Annotated in this window: 21 protein-coding genes; 19 read left to right on the top strand and 2 right to left on the bottom strand. The window is 72.2% G+C overall.

What is annotated here, in order from left to right; genetic code table 11:
• Window positions 1-103: 103 nt before the first annotated feature.
• On the top strand, window positions 104-481 hold the full coding sequence (locus AC3RKB_RS05445) for a hypothetical protein (protein WP_491434986.1): 378 nt from the start codon (window positions 104-106) through the stop codon (window positions 479-481).
• Window positions 478-1,962, top strand: a complete 1,485-nt coding sequence (locus AC3RKB_RS05440; RefSeq protein WP_491434985.1) for a lipase family protein — start codon at window positions 478-480, stop codon at window positions 1,960-1,962. Before AC3RKB_RS05445 ends, AC3RKB_RS05440 begins: the two co-directional genes overlap by 4 nt.
• On the opposite strand, the gene AC3RKB_RS05435 is transcribed toward AC3RKB_RS05440, so the two are convergent.
• A complete protein-coding gene (locus AC3RKB_RS05435; RefSeq protein WP_491434984.1) occupies window positions 1,959-2,339 on the bottom strand; it encodes a phage holin family protein in 381 nt (126 codons plus the stop codon). The two genes, AC3RKB_RS05440 and AC3RKB_RS05435, sit on opposite strands and share 4 nt — an antisense overlap.
• Before the next feature lie 52 nt (window positions 2,340-2,391).
• Between AC3RKB_RS05435 and AC3RKB_RS05430 the strand changes: the two genes are divergently transcribed.
• From AC3RKB_RS05430 to AC3RKB_RS05415, 4 genes are all read left to right on the top strand, one after another.
• A complete protein-coding gene (locus AC3RKB_RS05430) occupies window positions 2,392-3,501 on the top strand; it encodes a histidinol-phosphate transaminase (RefSeq protein ID WP_491434982.1) in 1,110 nt (369 codons plus the stop codon).
• 16 nt (window positions 3,502-3,517) lie between these two features.
• Window positions 3,518-4,651 carry a thiamine pyrophosphate-dependent dehydrogenase E1 component subunit alpha gene (locus AC3RKB_RS05425; protein WP_491434981.1) on the top strand — a complete coding sequence of 378 codons (1,134 nt, stop codon included), beginning with the start codon at window positions 3,518-3,520 and terminating at the stop codon, window positions 4,649-4,651.
• 80 nt (window positions 4,652-4,731) lie between these two features.
• A complete protein-coding gene (locus AC3RKB_RS05420; protein WP_491436759.1) occupies window positions 4,732-5,691 on the top strand; it encodes an alpha-ketoacid dehydrogenase subunit beta in 960 nt (319 codons plus the stop codon).
• Window positions 5,692-5,716: 25 nt separating this feature from the next.
• Window positions 5,717-7,117: a dihydrolipoamide acetyltransferase family protein gene (locus AC3RKB_RS05415; RefSeq protein WP_491434979.1), complete on the top strand. Its 1,401-nt coding sequence runs from the start codon at window positions 5,717-5,719 to the stop codon at window positions 7,115-7,117.
• Between the two features lie 2 nt (window positions 7,118-7,119).
• Here AC3RKB_RS05415 and AC3RKB_RS05410 read toward each other — a convergent pair whose 3' ends face one another.
• Complete coding sequence (locus AC3RKB_RS05410; RefSeq protein WP_491434978.1) at window positions 7,120-7,617, bottom strand: GNAT family N-acetyltransferase; 498 nt, start codon at window positions 7,615-7,617, stop codon at window positions 7,120-7,122.
• Between the two features lie 169 nt (window positions 7,618-7,786).
• Between AC3RKB_RS05410 and AC3RKB_RS05405 the strand changes: the two genes are divergently transcribed.
• The 13 genes from AC3RKB_RS05405 to AC3RKB_RS05345 all read left to right on the top strand — a co-directional run bounded on the left by AC3RKB_RS05405 (window position 7,787) and on the right by AC3RKB_RS05345 (window position 18,240).
• Complete coding sequence (locus AC3RKB_RS05405; protein WP_491434976.1) at window positions 7,787-8,830, top strand: metal ABC transporter substrate-binding protein; 1,044 nt, start codon at window positions 7,787-7,789, stop codon at window positions 8,828-8,830.
• A gap of 4 nt (window positions 8,831-8,834) precedes the next feature.
• Entirely contained in the window at window positions 8,835-9,602 is a 768-nt protein-coding gene (locus AC3RKB_RS05400; protein WP_491434975.1) for a metal ABC transporter ATP-binding protein, read from the top strand.
• 70 nt (window positions 9,603-9,672) lie between these two features.
• Window positions 9,673-10,623, top strand: coding sequence for a metal ABC transporter permease (locus AC3RKB_RS05395; protein WP_491434973.1), 951 nt, complete (start codon window positions 9,673-9,675; stop codon window positions 10,621-10,623).
• On the top strand, window positions 10,623-11,465 hold the full coding sequence (locus AC3RKB_RS05390) for a metal ABC transporter permease (RefSeq protein WP_491434971.1): 843 nt from the start codon (window positions 10,623-10,625) through the stop codon (window positions 11,463-11,465). Before AC3RKB_RS05395 ends, AC3RKB_RS05390 begins: the two co-directional genes overlap by 1 nt.
• Complete coding sequence (locus AC3RKB_RS05385; RefSeq protein ID WP_491434970.1) at window positions 11,462-11,860, top strand: Fur family transcriptional regulator; 399 nt, start codon at window positions 11,462-11,464, stop codon at window positions 11,858-11,860. The genes AC3RKB_RS05390 and AC3RKB_RS05385 overlap by 4 nt, the downstream gene beginning before the upstream one ends.
• A gap of 134 nt (window positions 11,861-11,994) precedes the next feature.
• Entirely contained in the window at window positions 11,995-13,362 is a 1,368-nt protein-coding gene (gene gad, locus AC3RKB_RS05380) for a glutamate decarboxylase (protein ID WP_491434969.1), read from the top strand.
• 2 nt (window positions 13,363-13,364) lie between these two features.
• Window positions 13,365-14,003, top strand: a complete 639-nt coding sequence (locus AC3RKB_RS05375) for a YrhK family protein (RefSeq protein ID WP_491434967.1) — start codon at window positions 13,365-13,367, stop codon at window positions 14,001-14,003.
• 205 nt (window positions 14,004-14,208) lie between these two features.
• Complete coding sequence (gene rpmB, locus AC3RKB_RS05370; RefSeq protein ID WP_092674031.1) at window positions 14,209-14,445, top strand: 50S ribosomal protein L28; 237 nt, start codon at window positions 14,209-14,211, stop codon at window positions 14,443-14,445.
• Window positions 14,445-14,612: a 50S ribosomal protein L33 gene (gene rpmG / locus AC3RKB_RS05365; RefSeq protein WP_021760158.1), complete on the top strand. Its 168-nt coding sequence runs from the start codon at window positions 14,445-14,447 to the stop codon at window positions 14,610-14,612. The genes rpmB and rpmG overlap by 1 nt, the downstream gene beginning before the upstream one ends.
• A gap of 3 nt (window positions 14,613-14,615) precedes the next feature.
• Window positions 14,616-14,921: a 30S ribosomal protein S14 gene (gene rpsN / locus AC3RKB_RS05360; protein ID WP_465539756.1), complete on the top strand. Its 306-nt coding sequence runs from the start codon at window positions 14,616-14,618 to the stop codon at window positions 14,919-14,921.
• Window positions 14,922-15,169: 248 nt separating this feature from the next.
• Entirely contained in the window at window positions 15,170-15,457 is a 288-nt protein-coding gene (locus tag AC3RKB_RS05355) for an HU family DNA-binding protein (protein WP_067945722.1), read from the top strand.
• Between the two features lie 309 nt (window positions 15,458-15,766).
• Window positions 15,767-17,680 (top strand): bifunctional copper resistance protein CopD/cytochrome c oxidase assembly protein, encoded by a 1,914-nt coding sequence (locus AC3RKB_RS05350; protein WP_491436758.1) that lies wholly within the window; start codon window positions 15,767-15,769, stop codon window positions 17,678-17,680.
• Between the two features lie 11 nt (window positions 17,681-17,691).
• Complete coding sequence (locus tag AC3RKB_RS05345) at window positions 17,692-18,240, top strand: gluconokinase (protein ID WP_491434964.1); 549 nt, start codon at window positions 17,692-17,694, stop codon at window positions 18,238-18,240.
• The last annotated feature ends 4 nt before the right edge of the window (window positions 18,241-18,244 follow it).

Genomic DNA, 18,244 nt, shown 5'->3' with positions numbered 1-18,244 from the left:
GGGACGACCTCACTGGTCCTCCCCAGGCCGAGCCGCGAGCCTGGACACCACATGGTGCGGTGTGCCGATCCGCGGGCCCCGGCGCGGGGCGCACGCTCGCCACGTGACCCCGTTCGACCTCTCGCCATCCGCCCTCGACGCCGGCGGCGCTGCCGCCGCCCAGCGGCTCGCCGCCATCGACCACACGCTGTTCGGCCTGCGCGCGTTCCGAGCCGAGGTCGAGCAGGTCCGTCCCGCTCTGGTCCTCGACCGCATCGACGGCTGGCATTCCGTCGCGGCCGACCTGTACTCGGGGCGCGCGACCGAGGTGCGCTACGCGCTCGCGGGCGCCGAGCAGCTGCTGCTCGACGCGGAGGCCGAGCTCGTCGCCGCGCGCGATCGCGTGCGCGCCGCGTGGCCGACCGCACCGACTCCGGGCGGCGACCCGACACCGGTTGATCCGGTGCCCGGGTCGGTCGCAGGCGTGGGCGCGCGCCCATGAGCGACCTCGAGGTGCGCGGCGGTGGCGACACCACGGTCGAGACCGAGGCGCTGCTCGCGGAGGCGGTGCGGCTGACGGCCGCAGCGCACATCGTGTCGGAGTGGGCGGCCCGCGCCGGGGCGCTCCGAATGCGGCTCGACGAGCTCGGACTGCACGAGGGCGGGTGGAGCGCCGCGCTCGCCGTCGACACCGCACAGGCCGGTTTCGATGCCGCCGGGCGCTCCGCCTCCGAGCTCGCCCATGCGCTGCTCGTCGGCGGGAGCGCGTACGCCGCGACCGAGACGATGGCGGCGGGCCTGGCCGAGGCGGGGCGGCGGATCGCGGCCGGCCTGCTCGGCATGGCCGCGCCGACGCTGCTGCTCGCAGGCACCTCCGCGGCGGCCATCGCGCTCGTGCCCCCCGCGGCGTACAGCCTGTTCGGCATGATCACCGCCCCCGAGGAGCACGCGGCGGCGGTGCAGCGCGTGGTCCGCGAGCACGGCCTGCCGATCCTGTCGGACCCCGCCTTCGTGGGGCTCGTCCGCGCTGCGGCCGACCACGCCGACGAGTTCCTCGCCGGGCTCTTCCGCTCCCAGCCGTTCTTCGCCGCCGGCACGGCGCTCGAGGCTCCTGAGAACGCGAACCTGCTCCTCGCCGCAGCGGGCGTCGTCGGGCTGGTCGCCGGCTCGCGCACGCTGCGCGAGACCGCCGTGACGGTGACGGAGGTCACGACGCGTGCCGCCGACGGATCCGCGCCGTCGGCCTCGCCCGAGCCTCGCCCGGTGCGCGGCGTCGGCGACCTCGCCGAACGCCTCCCGCCCTCCGAACCCGGCGTCCCCCAGATCCGCATCGAGCGGTACGACTCCGCGGAGGGGTCGCGGTGGATCGTGTACTCCGGCGGCACGGTCGACTTCGGCCTCACCCCCGACGGCGAGCCGTACGACATGACCGCGAACCTGCACGGCGCCGCCGACGCGTCGGCCCTCGGCGACCTCGTCGGCCTCCCCGTCGAGGCGGCCGCATCCGAACGGGCGGTCCGCGCCGCGATGACGGCGGCCGGCGTCGGCCCCGGCGAGCCGGTGATCGTCGTGGGTCACTCGGCGGGCGGAATGGTGGCGGCGAACCTCGCCGCCGATCCCGGCCCCGATCTCGACGTCGTCGCGGCCGTCAGCCTCGGCGGACCCGTCGAGCAGGTCGGCACCGGCGAGACGCCCCTGCTCACCGTCGCTCACCGCGAGGACTTCGTGCCCGCAACCGGCGGATCCGGTGTCGCGGCTCCCGGCCGGATCGAGGTCGAGGCCACCATCGGTGCGCTCGAGGCGTCGGAGGGCGACTCTGTGCCGGCCCACGCGCTCGCGCAGTACCAGGCCACCGCTCGGAGGATCGACGAGGACGACGATCCGCGGCTGCGCGAGTTCCGCGACCTCGTGACCGGATTCACGGGCGCCCGGCCGGCCGCCGCGGTGTCGCTCTGGCACGCCGAGCGCGCCGCGTCCGGCTAGTTACGCGGTCGCACCACCAGGCCGATGAGCCAGCTGATGATGCCGAGCACGAGCGCGCCGAGCACGCCCCACCAGAAGCTCTCGACCTGGAGGCCGAAGCCGAGCAGGTCGCTGACCCAGTCGACGATGAGCAGCAGCAGGCCGTTCACGATGAACGAGATGAGCCCGAGCGTGAGCACGTACAAGGGGAACCCGACGATGCGGATGAAGGTTCCGACGGTCGCGTTGACGATTCCGAAGATGAAGGCGATGAGCAGGTACGTGACCACCGTGGCGAAATCGGTGTCCTCGTACGGCACCACCCTGATGCCCGACACGATGAACGTCGTCAGCCACAGGGCGAACGCCGAGACCAAGACCTTCAACAGGAAGCGCATGCCCCGAGTATGGCAGCGGGACCCCGGACCTCGAAGGGGTACGGTGGAATCCGTGACCGCACCGGAGCCCACGAGCGCACGCGTACGCCTGCGCCCCGAGATCGCCGCCCTCCCGCCGTACCGACAGGGCCGCCCAGCACCGGCGAACGGCTTCAAGCTCTCCAGCAACGAGAACCCCTGGCCTCCGGTGCCGGCCGTCGAGCGGGCGATCGCCGCCGCCGCGGCCGAGGTCAACCGATACCCCGATGCCACGGCGCTGACCCTCCGCGAGAAGCTCGCCGAGCGCTTCGGCGTGACCGCCGACGAGGTGCTCGTCGGCGCCGGGTCCGTGTCGCTCCTCGCCCAGTTCGTGCTCGCGGCCGCCGCGCCCGGCGACGAGGTCGTCTACTCGTGGCGCTCGTTCGAGGCCTACCCCGGCCTCGTCACGGTGGCCGGCGCACGCAGCGTGCAGGTGCCCAACCGCCACGACCACGGGCACGACCTCGACGCGCTCGCCGACGCCGTCACCGAGCGGACGCGCGTCGTGATCGTCTGCTCCCCCAACAATCCCACCGGCGTCGCCGTCACGCGCGACGAGTTCGAGCGGTTCATGGCGCGGGTGCCGGCCGACCGGCTCGTGCTGCTCGACGAGGCGTACGCCGAGTTCGTGCGGGACGAGGCATCCGTGGTCGGCAGCGACCTGATCGGCCGCTACCCCAACCTCGTGGTGCTCCGCACCTTCTCGAAGGCGTACGGCCTGGCGGGCGTCCGCGTGGGCTATGCGATCGGCCCCGTCGAGATCCTCGACGCCGCCCGCGCGACGGCGATCCCGCTGGGCGTCACCGCCGTCGCCACGGCCGGCGCGCTCGCCGCGCTCGAGCCCGAGGCCGAGGCCGAGCTGCTTCGACGCGTCGACGCACTCGTCGGGCGGCGCGACGCGCTCCGTGCCGCGCTCCTCGCGCAGGGATGGCCGGTCCCGGAGGCGCAGGGCAACTTCGTCTGGCTGCCGACGGGCGATCGCACGGCCGAGGTCGCCGAGCGGCTCTTCGGTGCCGGGGTCGTCGCCCGGGCCTTCCCGGGAGACGGCATCAGGATCTCGGTCGGCGAGCCAGAGTCTGTGGACGTACTCCTAAGGGTTCTCGGGGAGCTTGTCGGACCTTCACAAGAAGGGGCCTCCCTCTAGCGGGTACCGTGGAACGGTGGCAGCCCCCTCACGCGACTTCACCGCACCGACGGTCCAGCTCCTGACGCCCGAGGGCGACCTGCGTCCGACCCCCGAGGCGGAGGCCTACCTTCCGCTGATCGACGCGCTGCCCGACGCGACGCTCGAGCAGTTCTACCGCGACATGGTGCTCTCGCGCCGCCTCGACGTCATGGGTGCGAACATGCAGCGGCAGGGCCAGCTCGCCCTGTGGGTGCCCAGTCACGGCCAGGAGGCCGCCCAGGTCGGCTCCGCGCGCGCCGCCCGCCCGCAGGACCACATCTTCCCCTCCTATCGCGAGCACATCGTGGGCATGATCCGCGGCCTCGACCCCGTCGGGATCCTCCGGCTCCTCAAGGGGGCCACCCTCGGCGGCTGGAACCCCGAGGAGAACGGCAACTTCCACCTCTACACGCTGGTGCTCGCGTCGCAGACCCTGCACGCCACCGGGTACGCGATGGGCCTCCAGTTCGACGGTGCGACCGCCACCGGCGACCCCGAGACGGATGCCGCGGTGCTCGTGTACTACGGCGACGGCTCGACATCGCAGGGCGACGCGAACGAGGCGCTCGTGTTCGCCAGCAGCTACAACACGCCGCAGGTGTTCTTCGTGCAGAACAACCAGTGGGCGATCTCGGTGCCCGTCTCGCGCCAGTCGCGCAGCCCGCTCTCGCTCCGCGGCGGGGGCTTCGGCATGCCCGGCATCCGTGTCGACGGCAACGATGTGCTCGCCAGCTACGCCGTGACGCGCACGGCGCTCGAGGAGGCGCGCGCCGGCGTGGGGCCGAGCTTCATCGAGGCCGTGACCTACCGCATGGGCGCGCACACCACGGCCGACGACCCCACGAAGTACCGCACCGACGACGAGGTCGCGTACTGGACCGCCCGCGACCCGATCACGCGCTACCGCACGTGGCTCGAGGGTCGGGGCGCCACATCCGCGTTCTTCGACGAGGTCGACGAGGAGGCCGCGGATGTCGCCGCCGACGTCCGCACGCGAACGCTCCAGATCACCGCTCCCCCGCGCCGCGACATCTTCGCGCACGTGTACAGCGAGCCCCACCCGCTGATCGAGGCGCAGGCGGCATGGCTCGATGAGTACGAGAACTCGTTCGAAGGAGACCAGGCATGAGCGTCGAGACGGCCGACACCCTGGCGGGCGCTCCCGCCGAGGCCGCCGCGGGCGAGCTGCGCGGCGTGCACACCCTCTCGATGGCGAAGGCGATCACCGCGGGCCTGCGCGAGGCGATGCGCGCCGACGACAAGGTGCTCCTCATGGGCGAGGACATCGGGGCGCTCGGCGGCGTGTTCCGTGTGACCGAGGGGCTGCTCGCCGAGTTCGGCGACCGGCGCGTGCTCGACACCCCGCTCGCCGAGTCGGGGATCGTCGGCACGGCCATCGGCCTCGCGATGCGCGGCTACCGCCCCGTCGTCGAGATCCAGTTCGACGGCTTCATCTTCCCCGCCTTCGACCAGATCACGACCCAGCTCGCGCGGCAGACGGTGCGGCACGACGGCACCGTGTCGATGCCCGTGGTCATCCGCGTGCCCTACGGCGGGCACATCGGCTCGATCGAGCACCATCAGGAGAGCCCCGAGGCGTACTTCGCGCACACCCCGGGCCTGCGCGTGGTCAGCCCGTCGAGCCCGCACGACGCCTACTGGATGATCCAGGAGGCCATCGCCTCCAACGATCCCGTGCTGTTCTTCGAGCCGAAGAGCCGCTACTGGCCCAAGGGCCCGGTCGACCACGACCACTCCGGACTCCCCCTGCACGCGAGCCGCGTCGTGCGCCGCGGCGACGACGTCACGGTCGTCGGACACGGCGCCATGGTCGCAACTCTGCTGCAGGCGGCCGACATCGCCGCCGGCGAGGGCCGCAGCCTCGAAGTCGTCGACCTGCGCTCCCTCTCCCCCATCGACTACGGCCCCATCGTCGACTCGGTGCAGCGCACGGGCCGGCTCGTGGTCGCTCAGGAGGCCTACGGGTCGGTGAGCGTCGGCTCCGAGATCGCCGCGACGGTCGCCGAGCGGGCCTTCTACTCGCTCGAGGCGCCCGTGCTGCGCGTCTCGGGATTCGACACCCCGTTCCCGCCCGCCGCGCTCGAGACCGAGTACCTCCCGAGCGCCGACCGCGTGCTCGAGGCCGTCGACCGCGCGCTGGCGTACTGATCCGATCGAGCAACCGAGGAGCACGATGAGCGAGATCCGGTTCCCCCTTCCCGACGTGGGCGAGGGACTCACCGAAGCCGAGATCGTGCAGTGGCGCGTGGCGCCCGGCGACCGCATCGCGCTCGACCAGGTGTTCGTCGAGATCGAGACGGCGAAGTCGCTCGTAGAGCTGCCGAGCGCGTTCGAGGGCACCGTGGCCGAGCTCCTCGTCGAGGAGGGGCGGACGGTCGACGTCGGCACGCCCATCCTGGTGATCCGAACGGATGCCGCGGGCGGCATGTCTCCCGCCGAGGCGACGCCCGCAACGCCTCATGCCGCGGCGCCCGCGGCGCCCGCCGCGCCCGCGACGGCTCCGGCCGCCGAGGCCGAGGGTGGCGCCGTGCTGGTCGGCCACGGAAGCACCGGTCCGTCGCGGAGCCGGCGCCGGCGCCATCCGTCCCCGGGTGGAGCGCACGAGCATCTCGTCCCGCCGTCGCCCGTCGATGTCCCCGCACCGTCGCCCGCCGCGGCGCCCGCGACCGCGGTCGCGGAGCCCGCTCGCCCGGCCGAACGCCCCGACGACGGCGTGCCCGTCATCGCGAAGCCGCCGATCCGCAAGCTCGCCAAGGACCTCGGCGTCGACCTCTCCCGGGTCACGCCGACCGGCCCGATCGGCGACGTGACGCGAGACGACGTCATCCGCGAGGCGAGCCAGGCGAGCGTGTTCCGCAACATCCAGACGCCCGAGCTGCCGACCGACCGCGAGACCCGGATCCCGGTAAAGGGCGTGCGCAAGGCCATCGCGCAGACCATGGTGCAGAGTGCATACTCCGCGCCGCATGTATCGGTCTTCGTCGACGTCGACGCCACCCGGACGATGGAGTTCGTCAAGCGACTCAAGACCTCCCCCGACTTCGCGGGCGTCAAGGTGTCGCCGCTGCTGATCATGGCGCGGGCCATGATCTGGGCCGCTCGCCGCAACCCGACGGTCAACGCGCAGTGGACCGACGACGAGATCATCGTCAAGCACTACGTCAACCTCGGCGTCGCCGCCGCCACGCCGCGCGGGCTCATCGTGCCGAACGTCAAGGAGGCGCAGGCCATGTCGATGGTCGAGCTCGCCGCGGCGCTCGAGCAGCTCACCCTGACCGCGCGCGAGGGCAAGACCCAGCCCGCCGAGATGCAGGGCGGCACCATCACGATCACGAACATCGGCGTGTTCGGCATGGACACCGGGACCCCGATCCTGAACACCGGCGAGGTCGCCATCGTCGCCCTGGGCACGATCAAGCAGAAGCCGTGGGTCGTCGACGGCGAGGTGCGCCCTCGCTACGTCACCACGATCGGCGGGTCGTTCGACCACCGCGTGGTCGACGGCGATGTCGCGAGCCGGTTCCTCGCCGACGTGGCCTCGATCATCGAGGAGCCCGCGCTGCTGCTGGAGTAGCGCTACAGGCGGATCTCGAGGGTGACCGAGTCGGTGGTGCGGCCGACCTCGACGAGACCGGCCTGCTCGAGCACGCGCCGGGCCGGGAGGTTCGCGACCTCGCACTCGGCGCGCGCGATGGCGGCACCGGTCGAGCGGATCAGCTCGATCGTCTCGGCGACGACGTGCCGGGCGAGGCCCTCGCCGCGGACCGCGGGCACCAGGCCGAAGCCGAACTCGACCGCGCCGCGCTCGTCGGGCGGACCGAAGAGGTTCACGCCGCCGATGGCAGCCCCGTCTTCCACTCCCCCGTCGCTTCGGCGCACCAGGTAGGGCCCGAACGGGGCCGGGTCGCCGTTGCGACGGACGGTGCGGACGTACTCGGCGAGCAGTTCGGGCTCGTCGGTGAACGAGTACCCGCCCTCCCAGCCGTCGAGCGGGTCGACGTCGCCGGCGAGCAGGCGCTCGGCGTCGCCGACGGTGAACGGGTGCAGGGCGATCGGGATCGTGGTGAGTTCCACGGCAGACACTCTCGCACGGACCACCGTCGTTCGTGGAACCCTGTCCACAATGTTCCGTCACCACGCGACATCCGTTCACCTGGCGAACGTCGCCTGCGTCGTCAGGCCGGGCCCACGGGACATCGAACTGATTTTGACAACCATTATCAATAAGAAGTACGGTGGACGCATGCCCCACGCCTCGACCCGTCGTGCCCGCCTCATCGTGCCCGCCCTCGCCGCGGCCTCCGTCGTCGCCCTCGCCGGATGCGCGAGCGACGGCTCCGCGACCGGGTCCGGCGAGCCACTGGTCGTGGCGACCACCACCCAGGTCGCCGACTTCGCCGCGCAGCTCGCGGGGGAGCAGGCCGAGGTGACGGGCCTGCTCGAGCCCGGGCAGAGCGCGCACTCGTTCGACCCGTCGGCCGCGCAACTCCTGGCGCTCGGCTCGGCCGACGCGCTCGTCGTCAACGGCGGCGGTCTCGAGAGCTGGCTCGACGACGCGATCGCCGCATCGGGCTTCGACGGCGTGCTCATCGACGCGAGCACGGGCATCGAGCTCGCGTCGACCGACGACGCGCACGCCGAGGAGTCGGGTGACGACCACGCCGACGAGGAGGGCCACGACCACGCCGACGAGGAGGGCGACGACCACGCCGAGGGCAACCCCCACATCTGGACCGACCCCGAGCTCGCGGGGGAGATGGTCGCGAACATCGCGGACGGCCTCGCCGACGTCGACGGCCTCGACGCCGACGCGATCCGCGCGAGCGAGGCCGACTACACCGCGAAGCTCGACGCCCTCGACGCGTGGATCGAGCAGAACGTCGCGCAGGTGCCGGTCGAAGATCGGCTGCTGGTGACCAACCACGACGCGTTCACGTACTTCCTCGGCGCCTACGACGTGACGTTCGTGGGCAGCGTCATCCCGAGCTTCGACGACAACGCCGAGCCGAGCGCCGCCGAGATCGATGCGCTCGTCGACCGGATCCGGGCGACCGGCGTGCAGGCCGTGTTCTCCGAGGCGTCGATCTCGCCGAAGGCGGCCGAGACCATCGCGAACGAGGCGGACGTCGCCGTGTACTCGGGCGACGACGCCCTGTACGGCGATTCGCTCGGCCAGCCCGGCACCGACGGCGAGACCTACCTCGGCAGCCAGGTGCACAACGCGCGCCTGATCCTCGAATCGTGGGGCGTCGAGCCTTCCACCCTGCCCGAAGCCCTGCGAGGATGACGCCATGACCGACGTCGCACCCGTCCTCCGTCTCCGCGATGCCGCGTTCCGGCATCCGGGAGGCGGCGGCGTGACCGGGGTGTCCGTCGACGTGGCGCCGGGCCAGGCGCTCGCGGTGATCGGCCCGAACGGTGCCGGCAAGTCGACGCTGCTGCGCGGCATCCTCGGCCTGGTCCCGCTCGTCGCTGGGGAGATGCGGGTCGACGGGCGATCGGATGCCGCGAACGGCATGATCGGCTTCCTGCCCCAGTCCGTCGAGCTCGACCCCGACTTCCCGATCAGCCTCGCCCAGGTCGTGATGCAGGGTCGCTACCGACGGCTCGGGCTCTTCCGCTGGCCCGGACGGCATGATCGGCAGGTGGTCCACGAGGCCCTCGAGACCGTCGGCCTCGCCGACCTCGCGCACCGTCGGTTCGGCGAGCTCTCCGGCGGCCAGCGCCAGCGCGGGTTCCTCGCACGGGCGCTCGCGGCCGAGCCACGTCTGCTGCTGCTCGACGAGCCGTTCAACGGGCTCGACCAGGCCAACCGCGACGCGCTCATCGGCACCCTGCGGGCGCTCAAGGCCCGTGGGGTCGCGGTGATCGTGTCGACGCACGACCTCGAGCTCGCCCGCGAGGTGTGCGACGCGGCGCTGCTCGTCAACGGCGCGCAGCTCAGCTGCGGCGCGGTCGACGACGTGCTCACGCTCCCGAACGTGCAGGAGTGCTTCGAGGGCGTCGAGGTCGAGCTCGACGAGCACACGCTCGTGGTGCCCGGCCACGAGGGCCACTGATGCCGGAACGGGCATACACGCTGCCGGGCCACCGGCTGTGGCGTGCTCCGGCGCGGGGGAGTGCCGTCCGATGACCGCCTGGGATGCGCTGTTCGGCGCATACGCCCTGCCGTTCATGGGCCGGGCGCTCGTCGTGCTGCTCGTGCTCGCCGTCGTCGCCGGGCTCGTCGGCGTGCTGGTCAACCTGCGTGGACTCGAGTTCATCAGCGACGGTCTCACGCACGCGGTCTTCCCCGGCCTCGCGATCGGGCTCGCGGTCGGCGGCACCGCCGGCCTCGTGCCGGGCGCAGCGATCGCCGCGCTCGCGGGCGCCGTGGCGCTGACGCTCTTCGTTCGCGCCGGGGTGACCTCCGACGCGGCCGTCGCCGTCGTGCTGACTGGGGCGTTCAGCGTCGGCGTGATCGTGGTCTCGCGCGGCGACGACTACGCCGGCGAGCTCGAAGCGCTGCTCTTCGGGCGCGTGCTCACGATCGCCCCGCAGGACGTGCTTCCGCTCGTCGTCGTCACGCTCACCGCAGCCGTCGCGGTCGGCATCACGCTCAAGCAGCAACTGCTGCGCGCGTTCGACGCGCAGGCCGGCCGGGCGGCGGGCGACACGCCGCTCGTGCTCGACCTCGTGCTGAACTCGGCGATCGCGCTCGTCGTCGTCGCGGGGGCGAGCACGGTCGGCACCCTGCTCGTGCTCGCGCTGCTCATCGTGCCTGGCGCCGCCGCACGCCTCGTCACCGCACGGCTGTGGTGGCTGTTCCCCGCGGCCGCGGCCGTGGGCGCCGTGAGCTCGTGGCTCGGGCTCTCGTTCGGGTTCGCCGTCTCGGTGGGCGCGGGCGTCGACCTTCCGGCCGGCAGCACGGTGGTGGCGGTCTTCGTGCTGGTCTACGGGGTGCTGCTCGCGTTCCGGCTCGTGCGCGACCGGATGGCGCGGGGGCCGAGCCGTGGGCGAGCGGGCGCCGATCGGGGTGCGGGCGCGCCCCGCGGGTCGCGCCTCGATGCGGTCATCGAGGCCGCGGCGGGGGAGCGGTGATGGGCTACTTCGAACGCGCGCTGGTCGCGGCGATCGTGATCGGCGCGGGCGCCGGGTTCGTCGGCGCGCTCGTCGTGCTGCGGCGTCGCACGTTCTTCGCGCAGGCGCTCACCCACGCGACGTACCCAGGCGCGGTGGCGGCCGCGGCCCTCGGGGTCAGCGTGCCGCTCGGCGCGGCCGTGGCGGCCGTGGTGATCGTCGTGGTGATGTCGGCGATCGCGCGCGTGCGCCACCAAGGCCCGCAGGTCGCGGCGGGCATCGTCCTCACCGGCGGGTTCGCGGCGGGCGCGCTGCTGCAGGCCCTGCTGCCGGGCCTGCCGATCCGGCCCGAGTCGTTGCTCGTCGGGTCGATCCTCACCGTGAGGGACGGCGACATCCTGCTCGCGACCGCGGTGCTCGTGGCATCCGTCGCCCTCGTCGCGGCGTTCGGCACCCGCATCGTCTTCTCCACGTTCGACCGGGCGGGGTTCCGCGCCGCCGGGTTCCGCGAGTGGCCGATCGAGCTGCTCGTGCTCGCGCTCATCGCGGCGTCGGTGGTCAGCTCGCTGCCGGCGGTGGGCGCGATCCTCGCGATCGCGCTGCTCGCGGCGCCGGCCGCGGCGGCCCGGCTCGTCGTGCCGACATTCCGCGGCGTGCTGGTCGTCGCCCCGGTGATCGGTGCGGCCTCGGGCGTGCTGGGGGTGCTCGTCTCCCGATACGCGGCCGTCGCGGCGGGGCCGTCCATCGCGCTCGCGGCGACCGCGTTCTTCCTGCTGGCGCTCGGCGGCTCACAGCTGCGACGACTACCCTCGAGGCGGGCTCCCATCCCGGTGGAGACCGCGGAGGACGCACGGATCGCATGAAACGGAACACCTGGCAGCGGGAGGCGGTGCGCGAGGCGCTCGACGGCACCGAGGGGTTCATCAGCGCGCAGTCGCTGCACTCGGCGCTGCACGCGAGCGGGTCGCCGATCGGCCTCGCCACGGTGTACCGCGCGCTCGGCGACCTCGCCGCCAGCGGCGACGCCGACTGCCTGCAGTCGCCCGAGGGCGAGGCCATCTACCGCGCGTGCAGCACCGGGCACCACCACCACCTCATCTGCCGCAACTGCGGCCTCACCGTCGAGATCGCGGCCGACGAGGTCGAGGCCTGGGCGCGCCGCGTCGCGGGCGAGCACGGCTTCACCGCCGCGGCCCACGTCGTCGACGTGTTCGGACTCTGCGCGGAGTGCACGCGCCTGCTGGCCGAGCCGTCATAGCGGGCCGATGGCGCGGATGCCGTGGGGCGCGCGCCACGCGACATCCGGGCCCACGGGACCTGAGTCCCGGCCGCGCCCGCGGGATCGCGCTACGTTCCCGCCCGAACGTGCCCGGTACGGACGGAGGGGGAACCATGTACCAGGAAGAAGCGCTCACGCCGACCTTCTCGCGAGCGGGGGAGGCGACGACGGCCCGCTACACCAAGATCCCGGACGGCTCGATGCTGCCCGAGACCGCGTACCGCATCGTGCGCGACGAGACCATGCTCGACGGCAACGCGAGGCTCAACCTTGCGACGTTCGTCGGCACCTGGATGGACGAGTCCGCCGACAAGCTCTACGCCGACGCGTTCGACAAGAACATGATCGACAAGGACGAGTACCCGGCGACCGCCGCGATCGAGGAGTACTGCTGGCGGATCCTCGCCGACCTGTGGAACGCGCCCGACCGCGCCGACGTGATCGGCACGTCGACCATCGGCTCGTCCGAGGCGTGCATGCTCGGCGGCCTCGCGCTCAAGCGGCGCTGGCAGAACGCGCGACGCGCGGCCGGGAAGCCCGCCGACAAGCCCAACCTCATCATGAGCTCGGCCGTGCAGGTCTGCTGGGAGAAATTCTGCAACTACTTCGACGTCGAGATGCGGCTCGTGCCGACCACGGAGGAGCACCCGCTCATGGACGGCACGGGCCTCGAGGACGTCGTCGACGAGAACACGATCGGCGTGGTCGTGCTCATGGGCGTGACGTACACGGGCGCCTACGAACCGGTCACGAAGGTGCAGGCCAAGCTCGACGAGATCCAGGAGAAGACCGGGCTCGACATCCCGATCCACATCGACGGCGCCTCGGGCGCCATGGTCGCGCCGTTCCTGCAGCCCGAGCTCGAGTGGGACTTCCGGGTGCCGCGCGTGCAGTCGATCAACACGTCGGGCCACAAGTACGGCCTGGTCTACCCCGGCGTCGGATGGATCGTCTGGCGCAACACCGCCGCGCTGCCCGACGAGCTCATCTTCCGGGTCAGCTACCTGGGCGGCTCGATGCCGACGTTCGCCCTGAACTTCTCGCGGCCCGGTGCGCAGGTGCTGCTGCAGTACTACCGCTTCCTCCGGCTCGGCCGGGTCGGCTACACCTCGATCCAGCAGGCGTCGCAGGATGTCGCGCGCTACCTGTCGCATGCGGTGGGCGAGATCGCCGCCTTCGAGCTCCTGACCGACGGCAGCGACATCCCGGTGTTCGCCTGGCGGCTCAAGCCGGGTCACACCGACAACTGGACGCTCTACCACCTCTCCGAGCGGCTGCGCATCAAGGGATGGCTCGTTCCCGCGTATCCGCTGTCGGGCGACCTCGAGGGCCAGACGGTGATGCGGATCGTGTGCCGCGACGGCCTGAGCCGCGACCTCGCCGAGGACCTGCTGCGCGACATCCGCGAGGAGACCGCCCTACTCGACTCGCTCGACGCGCCGATGCCGCACCCCGGCCTGCCGCCGGCGTTCCACCACTGACGATGACCGCACCGGGCCGGGCGACGATCCGGCGGCTGCGTCGCGAGGCCTGGGGCTTCGCGGTGGGCTCGATCTGCTTCCTCGTCGGCGCGCTGCCGCCGTACGCCGCATGGGTGGGCGCCGTCGAGGCGAACCTCACGTTCTTCATCGGCTCGCTCTTCTTCACCACCGCGGCACTGATCCAGCTCGGCCTGAGCGGTCGTCGCCCGCCGCACGGCGACATGAACCGTGCCGACCGCGCGGACTGGTGGGCGGCCGCCGTCCAGTTCGCAGGCACCCTCCTGTTCAACGTCAGCACGTTCGCCGCGCTCGCCGCGGCGATCGCCCGGCCCGACGCGGTCGGCATCGGATGGCGCCCCGATGCGTGGGGCTCGATCGCGTTCCTCGTCGCGAGCACGCTCGCGGTGATGGCGACGAAGGACCGCGGCCGGCTCTGGGACCCCGATGCCCGGACCTGGCACGGCACCTGGCTCAACCTGGTGGGGTCGATCGCCTTCGGCGCCTCGGCCGTGGGGGCGTACGTGCTGCCCGAGACCGGGGACCTGCTCAGCGAGTACTGGGCGAACCTCGGCACGATGCTCGGCGCGGTGTGCTTCCTCGTCGCGGCGCTGCTGTCACGGCGCACGATCCCGACCGGATGACGCGGGGGCCGACGGGCGACGGACGGCGCGCCATCCGATTCGGCCCTGATCTGGCCCTCTGCTAGACTCGACGTTTGGCTGGGCGCTTCCACCGTCCAGACCGTAGGCGAATCCCCCTGTATCTACCGCGTGGCGGAGGGGCTCGCCTGCAGACAAGTGACCTTGGGAGGGGCCGTCCGGCCCCTCGGTATTGGAGGAAAGACCAATGGCAGCAGTGTGCCAGGTGACCGGAGCCACCCCCGGCTTCGGACACAACATCTCGCACTCGCACCGCCGGACGAAGCGCCGCTTCGACCCGAACGTGCAGAAGAAGACCTACTACGTGCCCTCGCTGCGTCGTAACGTCACCCTGAACGTGTCCGCCAAGGGCATCAAGGTGATCGACGCGCGTGGTATCGAGGCCGTCATCAAGGACATCCAGGCTCGTGGGGTGAAGCTCTAATGGCGAAGCAGCAGGACATCCGTCCGATCATCAAGCTCCGTTCGACGGCCGGCACCGGGTACACCTACGTGACCCGCAAGAACCGTCGCAACAACCCCGACCGTCTCGTGCTCAAGAAGTACGACCCCGTGGTGCGCAAGCACGTCGACTTCCGAGAGGAGCGCTAAGACATGGCGAAGAAGAGCAAGATCGCGCGCAACGAGCAGCGCAAGGTGGTCGTCGACCGCTACGCGGCCAAGCGTGCCGAGTTGAAGAAGGCGCTCGTCGACCCGAACGGCACCGACGAGTCCCGCGAGGCCGCCCGTGTCGGCCTCCAGAAGCTTCCCCGCAACGCCTCGCCGGTGCGCGTGCGCTCGCGCGACGCCATCGACGGCCGCCCCCGCGGCGTGCTCACGAAGTTCGGCGTGTCGCGCGTCCGCTTCCGTGACATGGCGCACCGCGGCGAGCTGCCCGGCATCACCAAGTCGTCCTGGTAAGCACCAGCACCGCTTCCCGAGAGGGGCGTCCCGGATCATCCGGGGCGCCCCTCTCGCCGTCTACGGCGACCCCGCGCCATCCGTCAACCCCCGACTGAACCTGCCGTGAAAGCCCGGAAATCCGCGTGTTTCCGCGGGACTCTGCTACATTCGAGGCGGCCTGAACGGCCACGGGGGCGATCGAGAGATCGACTCCGCGTATCCACACGACAGCTGTAGACACAGCGAACGTCCGAGGAGGACATTCAATGGCTGACAAGTCGCTCAACAAGTCGGAGCTCGTTGCCAAGATCGCCGCGGCGACCAACCAGAGCCAGAGCACCGTCGACTCCGTGCTCAACGGCTTCTTCGACGCGCTCGCCGACTCGGTCGGCTCGGGCACCAAGGTGTCGATCCCGGGCTGGCTCGCCGTCGAGCGCACCCACCGCGCCGCCCGCACGGGCCGCAACCCGCAGACCGGCGAGACCATCCAGATCGCCGCCGGCAACTCGGTCAAGGTCACCGCGGGCTCGAAGCTCAAGGCTGCCGCGAAGTAACTCGCGGCGCGTCGCCAGACGCACTCCGAGACTCCCGAAGGGGCGCCCGGTCATCCGGTGCGCCCCTTCGGCGTGCCCCGGGCTGGTGCGCCGCACCATCCTTCGCCTCCTTCCCCTTTCAGGAGATCGCGGGCTCGTCAGGATGCCTTGGCGGGTCCGGTCCTGAGCTGCCTCCGCCCTCCTGAAACGGTGCAGGCGGCCGGATGGCGCGGGGCCGGCGCTCCCAGCCGGCTCGCCTAGGCTTGTCCGGTGCCCCGTTCCGTCCGCGTCCTCGGCCCCGCCGCGCTCGTCGCCGTCGCGCTCGGCGCGATGATCGCGGCACTGGCGTACGGCGGGGGAGCGGCGCCGTACCCGATCCAGGATCCGGGGCCGGTCGCGCGCTGGGGCGTCCCGGTCGCGAAGCTCTTCGTGAACCTCGGGGCGGCCGGCATGATCGGCGCGCTCGTGCTCGCGGTCTGGGCGCTGAGCCCCAAGCGGCGCGAGTTCGGCCTCGCGCTCGACGTCGCCGCGGCGTCCGCCGCCGTGCTCACCGTCGCCAGCGCGGCCACGGGCGTGCTCACGTTCGTGCTCGTGACCGGCGTGCCGTTCGACTTCAGCGACCGGTTCGGCCAGCAGCTCGGCCAGTTCGCGACCTCGATCGAGCCCGGCCAGGCGTGGCTCACCACGACGCTCGTCGCCGCGGCGGTCACGGTGCTGTGCTTCGCGGTCCGCAACCACACCGCGCTCGTGTTCGTGACCGTCCTCGCGGTGGTCGCGCTCGTGCCGATGGCCCAGCAGGGCCATGCTGCCGGCACCGCAGGCCACAACGAGGCGATCGTCGCGCTCGGCCTGCACCTCGCCTTCGTCGCCGCGTGGCTCGGCGGCCTCTTCACGCTCGTGCTGCTGAAGCCGACGCTCGACGGCGACCGGCTCGCGGTCGTGCTGGCGCGCTATTCGACCGTGGCGCTGATCTGCTTCATCGTCGTGGCGGTCTCGGGCTACGCGAGCGCGGCGCTGCGCATCGGCACCTGGTCGCAGCTCACGACCGGCTACGGCCTGCTCGTCGTCGTGAAGGTCGCCGCGCTCATCGCGCTCGGACTGTTCGGCGCCGCGCAGCGACGGGTCATGATCGGCCGGATGACGCGCCCCGACGCGTCGACGACGCGCACGTTCTGGCTGCTCGTCGCGGTCGAGCTCGCCTTCATGGGCCTCGCGTCAGGCGTCGCCGCGGCGCTCGCGCGCACCGCCACGCCGGTCTCCGAGGAGGCCGCGGGGCAGCTCGCGCGCACGCCCGCCGAGATCCTGACCGGTGAACCGCTGCCGCCGTGGCCCGAGGCCTGGCGCTACCTCACCGAGTGGAGCCCCGACCTGCTGTGGCTCCTGCTCTGCGGGTTCGGCATCTTCTTCTACCTCGCCGGGGTGATCCGGCTGCGCCGTCGGGGCGACCGCTGGCCCGTCTACCGCACGGTCCTCTGGGTCTCGGGCCTCCTGCTGCTCGCCTGGGTGACGAGCGGCGGGGTCAACGTGTACGAGCAGTACCTGTTCTCGGCGCACATGCTCGCGCACATGATCCTCACGATGGGCGTGCCGGTGCTGCTCGTGCCGGGCGCGCCCGTGACGCTCGCGGCCCGTGCCATCCGCCCCCGCAAGGACGACAGCCGCGGCGGCCGCGAGTGGATCCTGATCGCGGTGCACTCGCGCTTCGCGGGCATCATCGCGAACCCGATCGTCGCGGCCGTGCTGTTCACCGGCTCGCTGTGGGTGTTCTACTACTCGCCGCTGTTCCGCTGGACCATGGAGGACCACATCGGGCACGAGTGGATGGTCGTGCACTTCCTCATCACGGGCTACCTCTTCGTGCAGTCGCTGATCGGCATCGACCCGGTGCCGTACCGGCTGCCGTATCCGTTCCGGCTGGTGCTGCTGCTCGGCACGATGGCGTTCCACGCCTTCTTCGGCCTGTCGATCATGATGGGCACGGGCCTGCTGCTCGCCGACTGGTACGGCGCGATGGGCTGGGGCACCGACGCGCTCGCCGACCAGCAGTTCGGCGGCGGGATCGCGTGGTCGATCGGCGAGATCCCGACGGTGGCCCTGGCGATCACGGTGGCGATCCAGTGGGCGCGCTCCGATGCCAAGGAGACCAAGCGCCGCGACCGGCACGCCGATCGCACCGGCGAGGCCGAGCTCGAGGAGTACAACGCGCGCCTGGCCGCGCTCGCGCAACGCGACGGCGTGCAATGACAGGCGAGCGGATGGCGCAGCCCGGCGCGCGCACGGACGCGGCGCCCGCCGCACCGGCCGTCCGCCGCATCGTCGTGATGGGCGTCTCGGGCGCCGGCAAGAGCACCGTGGGCGAGGCGCTCGCGCACCGCATCGGTGCGCCGTTCGTCGACGCCGACGACCTGCACCCGCCGGCGAACATCGCGAAGATGCAGGCGGGCACGCCGCTGGTCGACGCCGACCGCATGCCGTGGCTCGACCGCGTGGCCGCCGCGCTCGCCGAGGCGCCGGCTCCGGGCGTCGTGGTCGCCTGCTCGGCGTTGCGGCGCGTGTACCGCGACCGGTTGCGCGCGGTCGCGCCCGACGTGGTCTTCGTCGCACTCGAGGGCGACCCGGCGCTGCTCGCCGAGCGCATCGGCGCCCGGGCCGGGCACTTCATGCCGGCGACGTTGCTCGCCTCGCAGCTCGCGTTGTACGAGGCGCCCGCACCCGACGAGCGGGCGGTGGTGTGCACCGTCGACGCGCCGCTCGACGCGATCATCGATGCCGCGGTCGCGGGCCTCGAGCAGACGGACGCGTAGGTTC

Source organism: Agromyces capsici, assembly GCF_058349965.1.
Note: the sequence above shows the minus strand (reverse complement) of the source record. Positions and strands in the feature narration are given on the sequence as shown.